Origin of the sequence: Emticicia sp. W12TSBA100-4 (assembly GCF_040253585.1) — a bacterium.
Taxonomy (GTDB): Bacteria; Bacteroidota; Bacteroidia; order Cytophagales; family Spirosomataceae; genus Emticicia.
This window is the reverse complement of sequence record NZ_JBELAU010000022.1, coordinates 32,219-49,526: the sequence shown is the minus strand read 5'-3', so window position 1 is coordinate 49,526 and position 17,308 is coordinate 32,219. Positions and strand designations below refer to the sequence as shown.

General features: G+C 39.5%; 10 protein-coding genes. 3 read left to right on the top strand and 7 right to left on the bottom strand.

Annotation, left to right across the window (positions count from 1 at the left end):
• From ABR854_RS24075 to ABR854_RS24065, 3 genes are all read left to right on the top strand, one after another.
• Positions 1 to 4,895: T9SS type B sorting domain-containing protein (locus tag ABR854_RS24075; protein WP_350268412.1), on the top strand; the 4,895-nt coding region annotated here is incomplete at its 5' end.
• 293 nt (positions 4,896 to 5,188) lie between these two features.
• Positions 5,189 to 7,750 carry an OmpA family protein gene (locus tag ABR854_RS24070; protein WP_350268411.1) on the top strand — a complete coding sequence of 854 codons (2,562 nt, stop codon included), beginning with the start codon at positions 5,189 to 5,191 and terminating at the stop codon, positions 7,748 to 7,750.
• Positions 7,751 to 7,893: 143 nt separating this feature from the next.
• Positions 7,894 to 8,382, top strand: coding sequence for an ExbD/TolR family protein (locus ABR854_RS24065; protein ID WP_350268410.1), 489 nt, complete (start codon positions 7,894 to 7,896; stop codon positions 8,380 to 8,382).
• Positions 8,383 to 8,426: 44 nt separating this feature from the next.
• Here ABR854_RS24065 and ABR854_RS24060 read toward each other — a convergent pair whose 3' ends face one another.
• The 7 genes from ABR854_RS24060 to ABR854_RS24030 form a co-directional block, all read right to left on the bottom strand.
• A complete protein-coding gene (locus ABR854_RS24060) occupies positions 8,427 to 9,494 on the bottom strand; it encodes a right-handed parallel beta-helix repeat-containing protein (RefSeq protein WP_350268409.1) in 1,068 nt (355 codons plus the stop codon).
• 35 nt (positions 9,495 to 9,529) lie between these two features.
• The gene (locus ABR854_RS24055) at positions 9,530 to 10,813 is read right to left on the bottom strand and encodes a 3-coathanger stack domain-containing protein (protein WP_350268408.1); all 1,284 of its coding nucleotides are present in this window, start codon (positions 10,811 to 10,813) and stop codon (positions 9,530 to 9,532) included.
• Positions 10,814 to 10,883: 70 nt separating this feature from the next.
• Positions 10,884 to 11,945, bottom strand: coding sequence for a hypothetical protein (locus ABR854_RS24050; RefSeq protein ID WP_350268407.1), 1,062 nt, complete (start codon positions 11,943 to 11,945; stop codon positions 10,884 to 10,886).
• Positions 11,946 to 11,979: 34 nt separating this feature from the next.
• Entirely contained in the window at positions 11,980 to 13,488 is a 1,509-nt protein-coding gene (locus tag ABR854_RS24045) for a 3-coathanger stack domain-containing protein (RefSeq protein WP_350268406.1), read from the bottom strand.
• Positions 13,489 to 13,500: 12 nt separating this feature from the next.
• Complete coding sequence (locus ABR854_RS24040) at positions 13,501 to 14,934, bottom strand: tail fiber domain-containing protein (RefSeq protein ID WP_350268405.1); 1,434 nt, start codon at positions 14,932 to 14,934, stop codon at positions 13,501 to 13,503.
• 21 nt (positions 14,935 to 14,955) lie between these two features.
• The gene (locus ABR854_RS24035) at positions 14,956 to 16,737 is read right to left on the bottom strand and encodes a WD40/YVTN/BNR-like repeat-containing protein (protein WP_350268404.1); all 1,782 of its coding nucleotides are present in this window, start codon (positions 16,735 to 16,737) and stop codon (positions 14,956 to 14,958) included.
• Between the two features lie 35 nt (positions 16,738 to 16,772).
• Positions 16,773 to 17,126: a LytR/AlgR family response regulator transcription factor gene (locus tag ABR854_RS24030; RefSeq protein ID WP_350268403.1), complete on the bottom strand. Its 354-nt coding sequence runs from the start codon at positions 17,124 to 17,126 to the stop codon at positions 16,773 to 16,775.
• Between the last annotated feature and the right edge of the window lie 182 nt (positions 17,127 to 17,308).

The window sequence follows — 17,308 nt, the reverse complement described above, 5'->3', positions numbered from 1 at the left end:
GCACAGCAGGAAGTTATACAGCGACATGTATCAACAGTTGTGGTGAAAGTGGAGTGAGCAATGTAGTGGTTATCACGACAGGCAGTAGCCCAGCAGCTCCAGTAATCAGCAGCAATAAAAACAGCTTGTGTAATGCAGAAACGGCGACGTTGACAGCGACAGGTTGTACAGGTGCAATTGTTTGGAGCAATGCTGTAACAGGAACAAGTATTTCAGTAAATATCGCAGGTACATATACAGCTAAATGTACAGGTGTTGGCTGTGGTGAGAGTGGGGCATCGAATCAAATTGTTATTACAACAGGTTCAGCTCCAGTATCGCCAATTATCAGTGCGAATAAAGTAGAACTTTGTGGAACAGAAACAGCTACATTAACGGCATCTGGCTGTAACGGAACTGTTAAGTGGAGTAACGGAGTAACTACCAGCACAATTACGGTAAGCACAGCAGGAACATATACAGCAACTTGTAGTAATGTTTGTGGCGAAAGTGGAAACAGCAATGTTCTTATAATCAAGAAAACAGCTTTACCAGTAGCACCAGCTGTATCAGCAAACACTACAAGTGTTTGTGGAACAGAAAAAGCAAGCTTAGTAGCAAATGGATGTATCGGTCTTGTAACTTGGAGTACAGGTGCAACAGGCTCAACACTCGCTGTGAATGCATCAGGAACATACACCGCTATTTGTTCTAACATCTGTGGTGAAAGTTCACCAAGTCAAGGCGTAGTGATTCGTCAAGGAAACTCTCCTGCAGCACCAATCATTTCTTCTGATAAGATGAGTGTTTGTGGAACAGAAAAAGCAAACTTGATGGCAATGGGATGTACAGGAACAATTACTTGGAGTACAGGTGCAACTGGAACAACAATTCAAGTGAGTTCAGGTACTTATTCAGCAACTTGCGTAAATGGTTGTGGTACAAGTGGAGTTTCTAATATCGTAAATATCTCGAATGGTGGAACACCAACAGCACCGAAAGTAACTGCCGATAAAACAAATCTTTGTGGAACAGATACTGCAATTTTAACAGCAACTGGTTGCTCTGGAATTGTAACTTGGAACTCAGGAACAACAGGCAGTACTACATTATCTGTGTCAACTGCGGGAACGTATTCTGCAATATGTAAAAATGATTGTGGAACAAGTCTTGCTTCTGATAAAATAATAATTACTACTGGTGGAAGTCCATCTGCACCGAATGTGATAACAAACAAAACAGAAATTTGTACAACGGATTCAGCAGTATTAACAGCAACGGGTTGTTCGGGAACTGTAACTTGGAGTACAGGAGTAACAGGAAGTAGCTTGACAGTTTCAACAATAGGAACTTACACAGCAGTTTGTACAAATACTTGTGGAACAAGTGCCGCTTCTACATCAATCGTGATTAAAGCAAAAGCTGAATGTGGATGTACAGTACCAACAGCACCAACGGTAGTAACTAATAAAACAAGCTTGTGTGGAACTGAAGCTGCTACTCTTACGGCATCTAACTGTACCGCAACCGTAACATGGAGTACAGGTGCAACAGGAAGTGCATTATCTGTAACAACCGTAGGAACTTATACAGCAACTTGTAAAAATGAATGCGGTACAAGTCCAGTGTCAAATGCAATAGTGATTACAACAGGTGCTAAGCCAACTGCACCAATTTTGACTGCTGATAGAACAAGTCTTTGTGGAACAGAAACCGCTTTATTAACAGCAACAGCATGTTCTGGCACAATTACTTGGAGCACAGGAGCAACAAGTACGACACTATCGGTATCAACAGCAGGAACTTATACAGCAACTTGTAATAATGTCTGTGGAACAAGCGATAATGCGGCCGTAATTACGATAACAAGTGGTGGAAAACCATCTGCACCAATTATCACTACTAACAGAACAATCTGTTGTGATGCAAACTCTGCGACACTGACAAGTTCAATTTGTAGTGGCACAATCACTTGGAATACAGGTGCAACAGGCAGTGTTTTAATCGTGAATGAAACAGGAACTTATACTGCAATCTGTACAAATGCTTGTGGTACGAGTGATGCTTCAAAATCTATCACCATAACAAAAGTAAATCAGCCATTACCACCGGTAATTGCAACTGATAAAACTAATGTGTGTGGTAGCGAAACCGCAAAATTAACAGCCACTGGTTGTTCGGGCAATATCAAATGGAGTAACGGAGCAACTACTCAGACAATAACAGTGAGTACTGCTGGCACTTATACCGCAACTTGTAGTGATGATTGCAGTGAAAGTAAACCATCAAATGCAATCACTATTACTGCCAATTGTGGAACGGGATGTACAGTGACTGCTCCAGTAATTGCTGCATCGAAAACGACTATTTGTAAACCAGAGAATATCACTTTGACTGCAACAGGTTGTTCAACAGGAACAATAGTCTGGTCAACTGGTCAGACAGGAAGCTCGATAACGGTAAAACCAACAGCAACATCAACTTACACCGCCGTTTGTAATGTATCAAGCACTTGCTCAAGTCCATTATCAAATGCAGTTCAAGTGAAAGTCGGAACAGTCTCAACACCAACCCTTGCTTGTAGCACCGACTTAGTATGTAGTGGTGAATCTGCAACAATCAAAGCTTATGGATGCGAAGGAACGATAGTGTGGTCAAATGGTTCGACAGGTGAGTCAATCATCATAATTCCAGATGGCACAACTAAATACTCAGCAATTTGTAAGGTTGGAGAGTGTGAAAGCCCAAGTTCAGAGCATATTGGTATTGCAGTGGGTAGTCCTAACAAACCATTTGTCTCTTGTAAAAACAATGTAATTTGTTATGGTGGAACAGCTACCCTCACAGCTTCAGGTTGTACAGGAATCGTAGTTTGGTCTAATGGTTCAACAGGTGGTGTACTTACTGTTTCTCCAATCGTAGAGAAAACTACATACACCGCAATCTGTAAATCAATTGGTGGTAAATGTGTAAGTGATAGCTCAAATGCAGTCGTAATAACAGTTGGTAAGAAAGTAGAAGCACCGAAAGTGATTGCTGAAATCAAGAATGTATGTCCATTCAATACAGCAGACCTCAACACGGCAATTCTAAGCGAGCCAACCACAGTAGGAGGACAATTTGAATTCCATACCACAAGTTCACCAAACTCTCCTTTGGTAACAAACCCAGGAGTGGTAACAGCAGGTACATACTATGTATTTGAGCGTAGTGCAGTAGGTTGCTATGGCGATGGTGTAGCGGTGAAAGTAACCCTCACAACTTGTGAAGGTGGCGGTATAGACCCAAGTATCCCAGTAGTAGATATTGCAGTGAAGAAAGTAGCCTCTGCTTCGATTGTTCCAGTAAATGAAATCGTTACTTATAAAGTGACTGTTAAGAACAACGGACAGGTAAAAGCAACGGGCATAGAAGTACGTGACATCTTGCCAAGTGGACTAACGTTTGAAAGTGTAACCAGCAATGCAACATTTGCCAACGGAATCGTAACTCTCAAACTTGATTCATTAGTAAGAGGTGATAGTACAGTATTTACTTACAACACGAAAGTAACAGCGGCAGGTAAAATTGTAAACAAAGCAGAGTTATCGAAGATAAAAGAAACAGATAATGTTTTATCTAATAATTTAAGCGAAGCAATAATCAACGACCCAGCATCTGGACAACTAATAGGTTTGAGTAAAGTATGTGACCCAGCAGTATTGGTAAGCGACATGATTTACAACGTACCGTTCGTAATTTATGTAACCAACCTCGGTGGAACTGATGTAAGTAAACTACAAGTGAAAGACGACCTTGACCGTGCATTTGGTAGTGGTGCTAAGATTCTGAACGATACAATCAAAATTGTAGCAGACTCAGGCTTGGTAGTAAATCCAAAATACACAGGTCGTGGATTGAATACCAATATGTTGATTGACTCGTTGAGCAGCATCAAGAAAGGTCAGAAACTCGCAATGAGATTTACAGTAAAAGTTGACTTGAAAAATGCAACAATCACTGACTTCTTTAACGTTGCCGAAGTGACTGCCAACGGTAAGACTGACATATCAACTGACGGTGCAAACTCTGACCCTGATGGCGATGGCGACCCAACTAACAACGATGACCCAACACCAATTCAGTTTAAGTTAGATATTTCGCCAGACCGCCCAGCAATTGGTATCGCATTATCAGTAGCCGACTCAGCTAAGATTGATGCAACTTGTTACAGCGTAACTTATTTAGCCCTTGTGAAAAACTTCGGCAATGCTAAGTTGACAAACGTACAAGTAGCTGATAGCTTGAGCAAAACATTCGCCGATAGCGTTACTTACAAAGTATTAGGTTCGACCGTTAGAAGCAATAGTACATTGAAGTTGAATCCAAGCTTCGATGGTAAAGATGATGTAAACCTCTTAATCGCTGACTCAACCAGCAAATTGGAAGTTGGTCAATTAGATTCATTATTCTTTACTGTGAAAGTATTCCACAACGGAATCACTGGACCATTCAACAACAACGCTTATGCTAAGGCAATCGGTAATGGTAAAGTCGTAACTGACATCTCGAATGCAGGTACTGAAATTAAGATTAACGAATCAACGCCTACAAGATTAGTATTGCCAATTGGTGATGGTGAACTCGTCATCCCAGAAGCGTTCTCGCCAAACGGTGATGGCAAAAACGATACCTTTATCATTGAATTACCAGCGGGTGCTAAGATGATAGCGTGTGACATCTACAACAGATGGGGTCACGTAGTCTTCAAAGACAAAGATGGTATCTTGTCAAGTAAAGGATGGGATGGTAAATCAAACCAAGGTGTAAGATTCGGAACCGAAGGTGTGCCAGATGGTACTTACTATTTCGCACTCGATTACGAACTTGATGGACAAAGAGTTCATAAAGTGAGTTACCTAACTCTTGCGAGATAAGAATCTAAATCATATTTAACTACTAAGTGCCACTTCTCAAAACGTTTAAAAAACGTAATGAAAGTGGCACTTTTTTTAAGTAATATTACTTATTGAAACAGACCCCAATAGTACACTATTCGTTTCATGGATAAATAAGTACTATAATTTTTCATTCAGTTTAAAGTATTGATTATAAGTTAAATATCATATTTATGAATCATAAATCGTCAGTTATAAACTTTATAAAATGCCTAAAGGCATGATTTTTGTCAATCGTTCGTTATTTAAACAAGAAGCACCATTTTTTTGCGATGTCATTAAGGAGACTCATATTTATAATATATCTCACAACTACGACTTTTGCATTATTTGCCCAAAATACATCGAAGGTTTTTCAAAAAGCCAATACACAATTCGAGACACTGGGCTATGCAAAAGCGATAGAGCTATATGAGACTGCCCTGAAGAAACCAAAAGGTGCTACTGAAGAAGAAATCGTAAAAGCTAAACTTAATTTGGCTCTTTCCTATAAACTCGTAAAAGACTATACTAACTCTGAGCGTATTTATCGTGAAACTCTTAGTGCAAATCCAATCCTGAAAGGCGATGATATTAAAGCGTATCGCCATTTTGCACAGGTGCTAACGAGCAACGGAAAATTTCCCGAAGCCAATCAATATTGGCAAAAATTCAACGAATTACAAGAGCAAGATAAGCGTGGTGTAGAATTTATCAAGCTTAACAGTAATCGAGAAGCCTTGGAACGAAACGCAGGAAGTTATAGAATCGAATACGTAGGAATCAATTCGAGTAGTGCTGATTTTAGTCCTGTTTATTATAAAAAAGGCTTAGTATTCGTTTCGGGGAGAAGTGCTAATTCGGGAATCCGTAGAGTTTTTAATTGGGATGCCTCTTCGTTTCTCGACTTATTTTATCTCGAAGACCTAAAAGCAATCGGCAACGAAAGTAGTGGTGCATCGGCCATTGGTTCGAGTACGCAAACGCCCATTCAAAAGACCGCCCCACCATCAAAAAAACTCGGTACTGATTATTATACTCCGCCTACTCCCAACGATGCAAAAACTGTTGGCCGAAAAGGTAATGAATATATCACAGGAAGTAAAGATTTAGATTACGAAGAAAATCCAACGATTCCGACCGAAAAGTTTAGCAAAAATCTAAATTCAAAGTATCATGAAGGGCCTTGTGCATTTTTTCATGATGGCTCAAAAATCATTTTTACCCGAAATAGCCAAATCGGCGGGGGAGGGATTTTCGGGCAGAAAAAAAACGCAACTATTAATCGGTTAAAACTTTATTCAGCTGAATTTGAGGACAATGATTGGCGAAAAATCAAAGAAATTCCGTTCAATAGTAATGATTATTCGTGCGGACACCCAACCCTAACGATTGATGATAAAATCATGTATTTTGTGTCAGATATGCCTGGTGGTTATGGAGGCACTGATATTTGGATGACACGATACAATAACGGAGAATGGACAAAACCACAGAATTTGGGTGGAGCGGTCAATACTCGTGGAAATGAAATGTTTCCGTTTATTGACGAACGAGGAAACCTCTATTTCTCCTCAGATTTTCACCCAGGGCTGGGCGATTTAGATATTTTCTTTATTCCGATGAATACCGCAACGGGTATGCCGAGTGGTAAAGTGCGTAATATAGGAGCTCCGCTCAACTCCAATAAAGACGATTTCGGAATCATTACCGACAGCGAACGTCAAACTGGTTTTCTGAGTAGCAACCGCAAACGTGGCGGTGTGGATGATGATATTTATAAATTTACTCGCCTCGGTACGCTTTACGGTTGTCGAGAATTAGTAGTAAATATCTATGATAATGAAACCAAAAAACCTTTCGACCGAATCAGGTTTGAATACGAAATCAAAGGAAACGCCACGAGCCGAGAAAGTGCTATTACGAGTAGTCTCGGTACAATAAAACTCTGTCTTGAAGCCGATAATGATTTTAATTTCATTGTAAAACAAAATGGATTTCAAGCCGAAACCGTTAGTTTTTCAAACAAAGACGCTTCAGATTACGAATCTTCAAAATTGGATATTTATCTGAGAAAAGAAATAGTAGTTGTAGATAAGAACAAAAAAAATAAACCTGCTGAAATCAAAGCTCAAACCGAAAATGATATTTTGGTAGCACGCCGAAACGGAAATCCAGTTTCGACAATTTTCAGAGGTATCGTAACGGCAGGAAAAGACAGTACGCCCATTGCTGGCGTGAAAATCAAGTTTATCAACCAATGCACTGGCATTGCCCAAGAAATGATAACTGGCTCAGATGGTTCGTATGAGTTTAAACGTGAACTAAATTGTGATTATATCTTAGAGTCTTTTAAAGAAAATTTTGGTAAATCATCAGAATTAGTAGCAAAAGTTGGAGAAAAACGCAGTATTATTAATATTTTTCGTAAGAAAACTCCCGCACCAAGCGTAGGCTCGTTATTCGATACAAAGCTCTATAAAGTGGGTGACGTAGTGAAATTGGATAATATTTACTACGACTCCGAAAGTTATAAAATACGGAAAGATGCTGCCCGAGAACTCGAAAAACTCGTACGAACGATGCAGAAAAACCCTAATATGATTATCGAGATTCGTTCGCACACCGATACCCGTGGCAATGCTCTCGATAACCTAAGTTTATCGCAGCGAAGAGCCAACGAAGTAGTAGATTTCTTAGTTGATAAAGGCGTAGCTCGTGCCAGAATGCGAGGCGTAGGAAAAGGAGAGTCCGAACCTGTAAATAGTTGTGGTGATGGCGTACAATGCACCGAAGCCGAGCACCAACGCAACCGCCGAACCGAATTTAAAATTCTTTCGATTGAGAGAAAGTAATAGTTATTAATAAAGATTTTAACGTCGGCATCGCTTCAAGCGATGCCGACGTTTTTTATTTTATAATTTTCTTGGAAATTTAAAATAATATTTAGATATTTATCTAAATAATTAACAAGTATTCAACTTAAACTTTTACAACAATGGCCGAACTCACCACCAACACCCGCCAACCACGAGTAGATATGACCCCAATGGTAGATTTGGGTTTTCTGCTCATTACGTTTTTTGTATTTACCACAACTTTTTCATCAAATTTTATGATGAAATTGAATATGCCTGATAACTCTAATGACCCACGTCCACCGATTAAATACCAAAATACGCTAACGCTCATTTTGGGTAAAGACAATCGAATTTTTTATCACCAAAAAGGTCCCAAAGATTTGAATACGAGTCTTTTATCCGAAACAGCTTATGGCACAACATTAAGCAAACTAATTCTTGAAAAACGAAATAGTGCTATCGAAAAAGACAATTTTACGGTAATCATTCGCCCAACTGATGAATCTGTTTACAAAAACACAGTTGATGTACTGGACGAAATGAAAATAACCAACCAACCGCTTTATGTACTGACTGATATTTCTCCGAGAGAAGTGGAGGTGTATCAGAGTAAGGTGAAGTTATGAAATAATTGAGCCGCTTGAAAAACCTCAAGCGGCTCGAAAAATACTTAATTATTGCTTCTCGCTTTTACATTAATTTGCAAAGGACTATTTACATTGCCAATGCCATTGATTGAAAAATCAGTAATAAAAGGAATATTGGTTAAACCCGATGGCACAAAAGGAGTAGTACCCGAAAATGCTCCAATAGGTGTGCTACTTGGCCCAACCGTAAGTGCAGGTGAAGTAGGTGAAAGTTCTAAATTACTTTCAAGAAAAGGATTTACTGACCAAGGGTTGGTTACTTTAAAAACTGTACTTGAGCTAACCGAGTTTACATTGCCATTATTAGCTGGTAAGCCTGCATGTCTGGTGCATAAGTTATTGGATAAAGTTGTTCCTTGACAAGTTGTTCCCAAGGTGGCAAAAAAACTACCTGGGTCTCGGGCATCAAAAATATTTGCAGTGATGCTACTTCCATCTACATCATTAAATATATATTGTGTTGATTGATTAGCATAAAAAGTATTTCTGGTTATAGTAGCTGACACAAGACCACCAATCGTATTATTAATAATATTATTGGTAATAATACTATTATTTGTTGTTGCTCCAGCCCCAGAATCATTTCCTAAACCACTTATATAAGTTGCAAAGTTATTACGGATTATTGTATTGTTTGCAACCGTTGTTACACCTTCAATAGTTTGTTTTCCTAAGTAGATAGTATGTATCTTACATCGCTCGATAATACAATTAGCATCACTAATAGTAATTGTACTTGTTATGTTTAAACCAGTTATTCTACTTCCAGCACTGCCTTGATTCATATTAATATTCTGAATAGAAACTGTTCGTTTATCAAAACTTGAGCCCGTGACCAATGTTGGGTCATAACCTGTTCCAATAAGTGTAATTCGACGATTAATAGTTAAGCTACCGTAGTCTGTATTATCAGTATTAACAGGTTCAAGATAAATAATATCGCCAGCTACCGAGGCATCGTGGGCGGCTTGGGCAGTTGTGTAAATGTTTACACCAGTAACACCGGGTGTTGCATTTACTCTACGAATTGTCTGAGCCTGTGCAAAAAATGACAAACTCACGAAAAGAAAAATGTAATGGATGGTTTTCATAAAGTATTGATTTTAAATGGTTTGATTAATTGTTTTTATTCGCATCCGCCTTTTTGGGCGATAAAGATTGTTCCTCTGCCAGCTTCAAAGCCAGGGGCTAAAAGAATGTATCTTCCTGCTTCGTAAGTGGCCATTGTTGCATTGTTCAAGATTTTGTTTGATGCCGTTATACTCCCTGTCGTTGCGTTACTTTTAATAGCCGTAGTACCGCTGACAAAATCGTTTCCACTAATCGGCAAAACAACATCTTGCGGACAAGGCGGCGGACAGTTGGCCGATACAACGAGTGGAATTTCGGGGTAAGCATCAAGTGTCGGGCTGGTAGAAATAAGTCTGATTTTATACGAACCTAAAGCCGTACCAGCGGGTATCGTTGCGGTAATGTTTCCCGAAGTACTGGATGATAAACTTCCCAAACGACCGACCAATTGCCCGCTTTCGGTATAAAGGTCAGCATGGAAAATATTACCAGCATTAAAATTGCCATAAACCTGCACAGGAATCGCAAAAGTTTGAGCTAAACACCAAGTTGGCGGCACCGAACCAAAAGCCAACGCTTGGTTGCTAACTATAAAAGTATAACTATTCACTTGACTCCAACGACCGTTCATGTCTTTCGCCCGAATGTGCATATAATGTTGCCCCAAAGCTAATCCGCTCAGACTTACAGTTGCATTCAGGGTTGTGTTTGTTGTTGAAGAAATCGGTATCGAAGTGGCCAGCCCAAACCCAGGGTCGGTATCTATAAAATATTCCACTTGTGCCAAGTTTGGTACAGGAATAGCAGGCGGAACTGACCCCGAAACTCTTAAAAATGGATGGTTTGAAACCATAGTCCAACGTCCGTTTTCGTCTTTAGCTCTCACAAAAAACGTATGCAAACCTTCCGCAACATTTGCCATCGAGACAGGAATTGTGAGTGAATTGATAGTTTCTGCTGCACTTATCGTTACCTGCGTAGCCAGCCCGTAGCCAGGGTCAGTATCTAAAAAATATTCGATTTGTACAACTTTCGGTACAACAGGCTGAACTTGCGGCAGTAGCGTTACCCTCAAAAAAGGATGAGATTCTACCTGTGACCAACGCCCATTAGAATCTTTTGCCCGAATATGCAGTTTATGAAGCCCATCGCTCAGATTGGTCATCGGTACTTGAAAACCCAAGTCGGTGATGGTAGCAGCTTCGGTGATTGGTACGGTAGTAGCCAATCCAAAGCCAGGGTCGGTATCAACGTAATATTCTACTCTCGTAATGGTTTGAGCATGAAGCGAGTAGCTGATACAACCAATACAGAGTAGAAGTAGTCGAATATATTTCATGATAAAATGAGAGTTTGACTACTCCCAAGCAGAGATTTACTCGGAAGTAGTTAGATTTGACCAATAAAAATTAGTTGTTTCCTCTGACAGAAATCGTTACGTTCATCGGTGTTGATGGCGTATAAATACTGTTAGAAATTTGAGAAGAATAAGAAGTTATCTGGGGAATAGCTGGCAAACCCGATAAACGAAAGGGGTCAGCAGTACCAAATGGGCCTGCATCAACACCACCCAAACCTGCTCCTTTGGCTGGAGAACTATTGCTCAAAATATGGTGTCTTGGGATGCTTGGTACACCCCCATTTGCGTAGCCAAAAAGAGCTATGTCTAAAGGACCGTTGACATTGTTACTGCCTACATCGCAAGGTTTATCAATACAAACATTATTTGAACCTACTTTATTCGGGCAGCGAGGAGTGTAATAAAGGTTATCGCCATAAGAATTTGTAAAATGCAGAATATTAGAGTGCAATTGAATATTAGTCATATAACTTAAGCCCGAAAAAAGATAGTTATTGCGAATAAAGATATTAGAAATGGCACTTTCATTCTCATATTGACCACTTATCACTCCACGAATAATATTATTTGCGATAGTTATATTATTCAATGTTGTTATACCTGAATTATTTTTAAGGCTAAGACCAAATATATTCGAGTGTGATATGATAGAACTTGAAGGGTCTTGATTTACAGAAATCTTTAATAATTCAAGAAAGTAAAAATCACATCTTCTAAGAATAACTCTGGTTCTTGCATACATGTATTCAATTTTTAAACCTTCAATAATAGTTCCATCCCCGAAGTTAAGATTTACATTACCCACAATAGAAGTACCTGTATTATAAGGTGCGTTTGCTCCCAACAAATCTTTGTTTTCATCAATGCCATACCCATTTCCAATGATGTGAAGCCTTTTGCTACTTGTGAGGTCGCCATAACTTGCTCCTTGATATGAACTTTGAACATAAATAATATCACCCTCAGTAGCAGCATCGTGGGCGGCTTGCAAAGTGCTATACATATTTAGACCTAACGGAATATTCGGGTCGTTGGTTACTCTACGAATCGTCTGAGCTTGTGCGAAAAATGATAAACTCACGAAAAGAAAAATGTAATGAATGGTTTTCATAAAGTATTGATTTTAAATGGTTTGATTAATTGTTTTATTGACATCCACCTTTTTGAGCGGTAAATACTGTGCCGTTGTTTGCCACGAAACCAGGGTTGAGTGTTACGCTTTTTCCTGCTAAATAAGTTACTCGTGCTGTGCCTGTTATTTTGTTGGTAGCAACCACAATACCAGTTTGGGCATTGGTTTCTTTAATCAAAACCCCACTCGAATAGTCGTCGGCGGTGCTGACCAGCGTAAGCGAAGTAGCACAAGGCGGCGGGCAAACATCAAGAACACTAAACTCAACGCTTGGGTTGTCGGTGATGGTAGGTGAAGAAGAAACCACTCGAATACGGTAACCAGTACCAAGAGTAGTTGATGGCGGAATATTGGCCACAATACTACCCGAACTCACCGAAGCCAAAGTACCGAGCGTAGTGGGCGAAGCAAAACTCCCCGAAGCATCGGAAAGTTGAGCCGTGAAAACATTGTCAGAGCCGTACGTGCCAAACGCCTGAAATGCCACATTGAATGGAGCAGTTTTGCACCAAGCCGAAGGGGTTTGGCTCGTTACTAAACCAAAAGTGCTGGCAACCGTAAAGGGCTTAGTGCCGACCATACTCCATTGATTATTAGTATCTTTGACCCTAATATAAATGTTATGATTGCCCAGCGGTAAGTTGCCCAAAGCAGCAGTAAACGGAATTACGACTGGCGTTCCTACCGTAAAATTGACAGCCGTAGCCGCCCCGTAACCAGGGTCGGTATCAATAAAATACTCCATCGCTACTAAGTTTGGTAGGGTTCGTGTAGCTAAACTTTCCTTCAAAAATGGGCGAGTAATGACTGAACTCCACTGATTATTGGCATCTTTCACCCGAACTGTTAGGTAATGAAACCCTTCGGAGATATTATTCGGCAACGGAATAGAAAAACTATTATCGGTAGTAAGAGCCGCCGTGACAGGTACGGCCGTAGCCGCCCCATAACCAGGGTCAGCATCAATAAAGTATTCTATGGCTGTAATTGTTGAGGTGGGTCGAGGAGTCAAACTTTCCTTCAAAAACGGACGAGTAATGACTGAACTCCACCGATTATTGGCATCTTTTACTCGAACGGTTAGGTAATGAAATCCTTCTGAAATATTACTTGGTAGCGGAATTGAGAAACTATTATCGGTAGTGAGAGCCGCCGTAATGGGTACGGCCGTAGCCGCCCCATAACCAGGGTCGGCATCAATGAAATATTCTATGGCGGTTACGGTTGAGGTCGTACGGGGCGTAAGATTTTCTTTCAAAAACGGACGAGTAAGTACTGCACTCCATTGATTATTGGCATTTTTGACTCGAACTGTTATATAGTGAAAACCGTCGGAAATATTACTCGGTAATGACACCGAAAAATTGACATCAAGCGTAGTGCCAGCCGTAAACGGAATATCAACGCCCGCCCCATAACCAGGGTCAGCATCAACGAAATATTCAACTTTGGTAAGTTGCTGTTGAGCTTGTAATTGACTACAAAAAAGTAGTAAAAAGTAAACAAAGTATTGTTTTTTCATGAGAGTAGATGCTTATTTGCTCGTTTGTTGGTTTGTTTGTTGATTTTTTATGCTTTCGAATGTTGTAAGTTTCTGCTCAAAACCTTCCAGCATTTTCTTTAAAGCATTAATTTGAGCTTGTTGTTCCTTTACTGCATTGACCAAAGGCATCACGAAATCAGAATAGGCCAAAGAATAATATCCATCGGCCGATTTTTTCAAACCACTAAATGGTAGATTTAAGTCTTTCATTACTTGTTCAATGTCTTGAGCAATGAAGCCATCGTAGCGAATTTTGTTTTTATCATCAATGTAATTGTAAGAAGCAGTTTGAAGGCGATTGATAAAATCGAGACCGAGTTTAGTACTATAAATGATGTTTTCTTTGAGGCGTCTATCTGAAGGATTACTCCATGCTACTTGTCCTTCAATGACTGTCACAGAAGTGCTACCGATACGTACTTTATTGCTGGCATTTACTTTGGCATCGAAGCCTATGGCTGTTGCATTTGATAAGCCCGTTAGGGTCACATCAGCACCACTACCAATGCCTGTATTATTGTTGCCGGTTGTATTCGTATTCAGTGCATTTAATCCAACACCAGTGTTACTGCTACCAGTGGTGTTATTTTCAAGCGAAAAACTACCTACAGCGGCATTATTTGTACCTATTGTATTATTTTTGAGGCTTAATAGTCCATTGGCTGTATTTTGAGAACCAGTTGTATTTGTAGAAAGGGAAAAATGGCCAGTTGCAGTATTATAACTACCAGTTGTGTTATTTAAAAGTGCTTGATTCCCATTAGCTGTATTAAAGCTACCTGTCATATTATTGTTAAGTGCCCGACTTCCAACGGCAGTATTATTATTACCAGTTGAATTTGTACCAAGTGTAGAGAAACCAATCGCCGTATTCTCATTCCCGATGTTATTTACGGCTAAAGAAGAACTGCCTACTGAAGTATTCCAATAACCCGTTGTATTTGAAGATAAAGCTCGATTACCGACCGCACTGTTTGAAAATCCTGTTGTGTTTGACTGCATTGCCCACATACCAATAGCCACATTAGTTCGCCCAGTTGTGTTTTGAGCAAGCGTATTTCCGCCCACTGCTGTATTCTGAAATCCATTTGTATTAGAGCGTAAAGCATTTGTTCCAATACCAATATTAAGCTCTCCGCTACTATTGAAAAATAGGCTTGAATCTCCAATACTGATATTTCCATAGCCAGTAGTATTTGTGTAAAGACTATTTCTTCCGATGCCTATATTACTATACCCTGTTGTAATTGATTTAAGGTTATTAGTACCTAAACTAATATTAGTAGTAGAGCCATTACCGCTGGTTTTACCTTGAATACCTCGTGGACTTATAATTACCGAGCCGTCGCTGGTATCTTGGGTATTAATTTGAGCATGGCCTAAGAAGGTAATACTTGAAAATATTGAGATTAATATTCTTTTCATGAGTTCGTTTTGGTAAAATCTTTAATTACATCCTTCAATTTTAGTCGAAAAAACACTTCCATTGGTTGCCTGAAATGTAGGTAGAAGCGTCACGCTTTGAGTGGCTGAATAAGTGCTGTTAGTGCCTGCTGCCACACTTTGGGTAGAGGTAATTGTGCTTGCACGCTGCACAGAGGTAGTGGCTGTACCTGATAAAACCGAATTCAGATTGCTCACCGCAACTGCATTCGATACACAAACGGTATTACTATATCTCAAGATATTTCTTTCACTGGCAAAGTCTCGCCCAATTATCCAGCCACTGCTGCCACTCGGGTGCATGAAGATTCTATTGCCGATATATTGGCTTGGTTGGGTAAAAGATACTGATTCCTTAAAGAAGGTATTACCTCCATTTTTGGTTGTAATAATATCTGAACCGAGAATATTTGATGATAACATCCATCCCCGATTGCTATCAATAAATTGTAAAGAGTTAATACTTCTATTGGCATAAGTTGTGGTTTGTAGAGCCGAATACGACAGCCAGTTTGTTCCTCCATTGCTGGTTTTTGATACATCAGGGAGTGTAAGGTTTGGGTTAGAGCTACGCCCGCCTGTCCAACCCGTATCATTATTAAGGAAAGAAAGTTTTCGGATAACACCTGCACTTGTAGTCGTTGAAGTTGCCCAGTTTGTGCCGCCATCAATGCTTTTACGTACAAAACTCGTACTATTGGTCGAACTGCTACCTGCTACATAACCCGAATTACTATCAGTAAACTGAATATCAGTGTAGGTATCATTTGTTGAAGCTCCAGTATCAATACTGATTCTACTCCAAGTTGCTCCGCCATCAACTGTTTTAAGTACTACGTATTGACTACCAACAGCCCAACCTGTGGTTTCATTCAAAAAAAATACATCAAGTAAATGATTGCTGACACCGCTTGATACGGCCTGCCACATTGTGCCACCATTTGTGGTACGAATGATTACACCATTAGCCCCCACGGCAATACCATTATTAGTGTTAGTAAAATGAATGGAATTTAAAGTTGTCGTGGTTCCGCTTGTTTGTTGCATCCAATTATCCCCACCCAGAGTTGTTTTAAAAATTTGTCCCCCACTTCCAAGTACCCAGCCTGTGGTGGAGTTAATAAAAAAAACATCAATGAGTTGTTGAGTATTAGGAGATGTCAAAGTGGGAGATGCTAAAGTTGGTATCCAATAACCGTTTTCCGTAGTAGTTGTTACATGGTAAATACCCGCTTCGGTAGGCGTATAAGTAGCACTGGTAGCTCCAACAATAGCATTTGAGTTTTTGTACCACTGAAAAGCGGTTGCTCCGTTTGCCGATGCAGTAAGCACAGAGCAAACTAAGCCAGAACCTGTTATAGTAGGAATAGTTGTTTCACTACAATTTGAAGTACTTGATGTTGATGGTACATTAATGAATGCTACCTTTTCTTTCGTTGCTGTTGCTGTTCCACACTCCCAGCCAATAGAATTTTTGTAAGTATAAACTTCTAATTTTACAGTATAAATACCTGGTACAGAAAACGAGATAGTGGGATGAGTGGCTGTATTACTATTGATTGTGTATCCAGTGGTTGAGCCACCACTATTGGGAATTATTGTCCAAGTATAATTAGTGATTTCACACAAATTAGTAGAGAGATTATTCAACGTATAAGAAACCCCCTTGTTTAGTGTTACGCTGGTAGCACTCTCAGGGAAATTTGAAATACTAAAGTCTGCTCCTAATTGTTGAGCACTTACCAAAAAAGGCAGTAGAATGAAGAACAGTATAAATTTTTTCATTGATTTTTGATTATTAGTGAATAGTTCTATTGAGTTTATTTAGCCATTTTCTCCATGATTAATCTTCCTTTTCGTCTGGAAAACGGAATTACTTGGTTGTTTTGAAGTATTAGTTGTTTGGCACAATGACTACGTACGTAATCCCAGTTGACTACGAATTTTTTGTTGGTACGAACAAAATTTCCGTGGGAATCAAGGCTTTCTTGAACTTTTTTTAACGTTGTTGCAATGATGAAATGCTCGCCATTGAAGAGGTGAACGGTGGTATAATTAATATCAGCGACCAACATTAGTATCTGTTTGGGAGTAACAGATTTTCGTCCCCCAATGAAAATCTTATTTGGTTCTAAAATACAACCATTTTTTTCGTTGTTTATATTGGGCTTCATTAGAAAAATTATATTTTTATATCTGACAAAAGTTGTAAGTTGTACTGACACAAAAGTACAGGAGAAGAATAATGCGAAACAATACCACGTTGGGGGGATTTTTCGTGGAGGATACTCGAAAATTAGAAGATTGACTCGATTTTTATCATTATTTTATGAATAAGGAGAGGAAGAGACTCCAA

Bases quoted from the DNA above. Each gene is read 5' to 3' on its own strand.
- ABR854_RS24070 (WP_350268411.1), top strand. From the start codon at position 5,189: ATGTCATTAAGGAGACTCATATTTATAATATATCTCACAACTACGACT.
- ABR854_RS24065 (WP_350268410.1), top strand. From the start codon at position 7,894: ATGGCCGAACTCACCACCAACACCCGCCAACCACGAGTAGATATGACC.
- ABR854_RS24060 (WP_350268409.1), bottom strand. From the start codon at position 9,494: ATGAAAACCATCCATTACATTTTTCTTTTCGTGAGTTTGTCATTTTTT.
- ABR854_RS24055 (WP_350268408.1), bottom strand. From the start codon at position 10,813: ATGAAATATATTCGACTACTTCTACTCTGTATTGGTTGTATCAGCTAC.
- ABR854_RS24050 (WP_350268407.1), bottom strand. From the start codon at position 11,945: ATGAAAACCATTCATTACATTTTTCTTTTCGTGAGTTTATCATTTTTC.
- ABR854_RS24045 (WP_350268406.1), bottom strand. From the start codon at position 13,488: ATGAAAAAACAATACTTTGTTTACTTTTTACTACTTTTTTGTAGTCAA.
- ABR854_RS24040 (WP_350268405.1), bottom strand. From the start codon at position 14,934: ATGAAAAGAATATTAATCTCAATATTTTCAAGTATTACCTTCTTAGGC.
- ABR854_RS24035 (WP_350268404.1), bottom strand. From the start codon at position 16,737: ATGAAAAAATTTATACTGTTCTTCATTCTACTGCCTTTTTTGGTAAGT.
- ABR854_RS24030 (WP_350268403.1), bottom strand. From the start codon at position 17,126: ATGAAGCCCAATATAAACAACGAAAAAAATGGTTGTATTTTAGAACCA.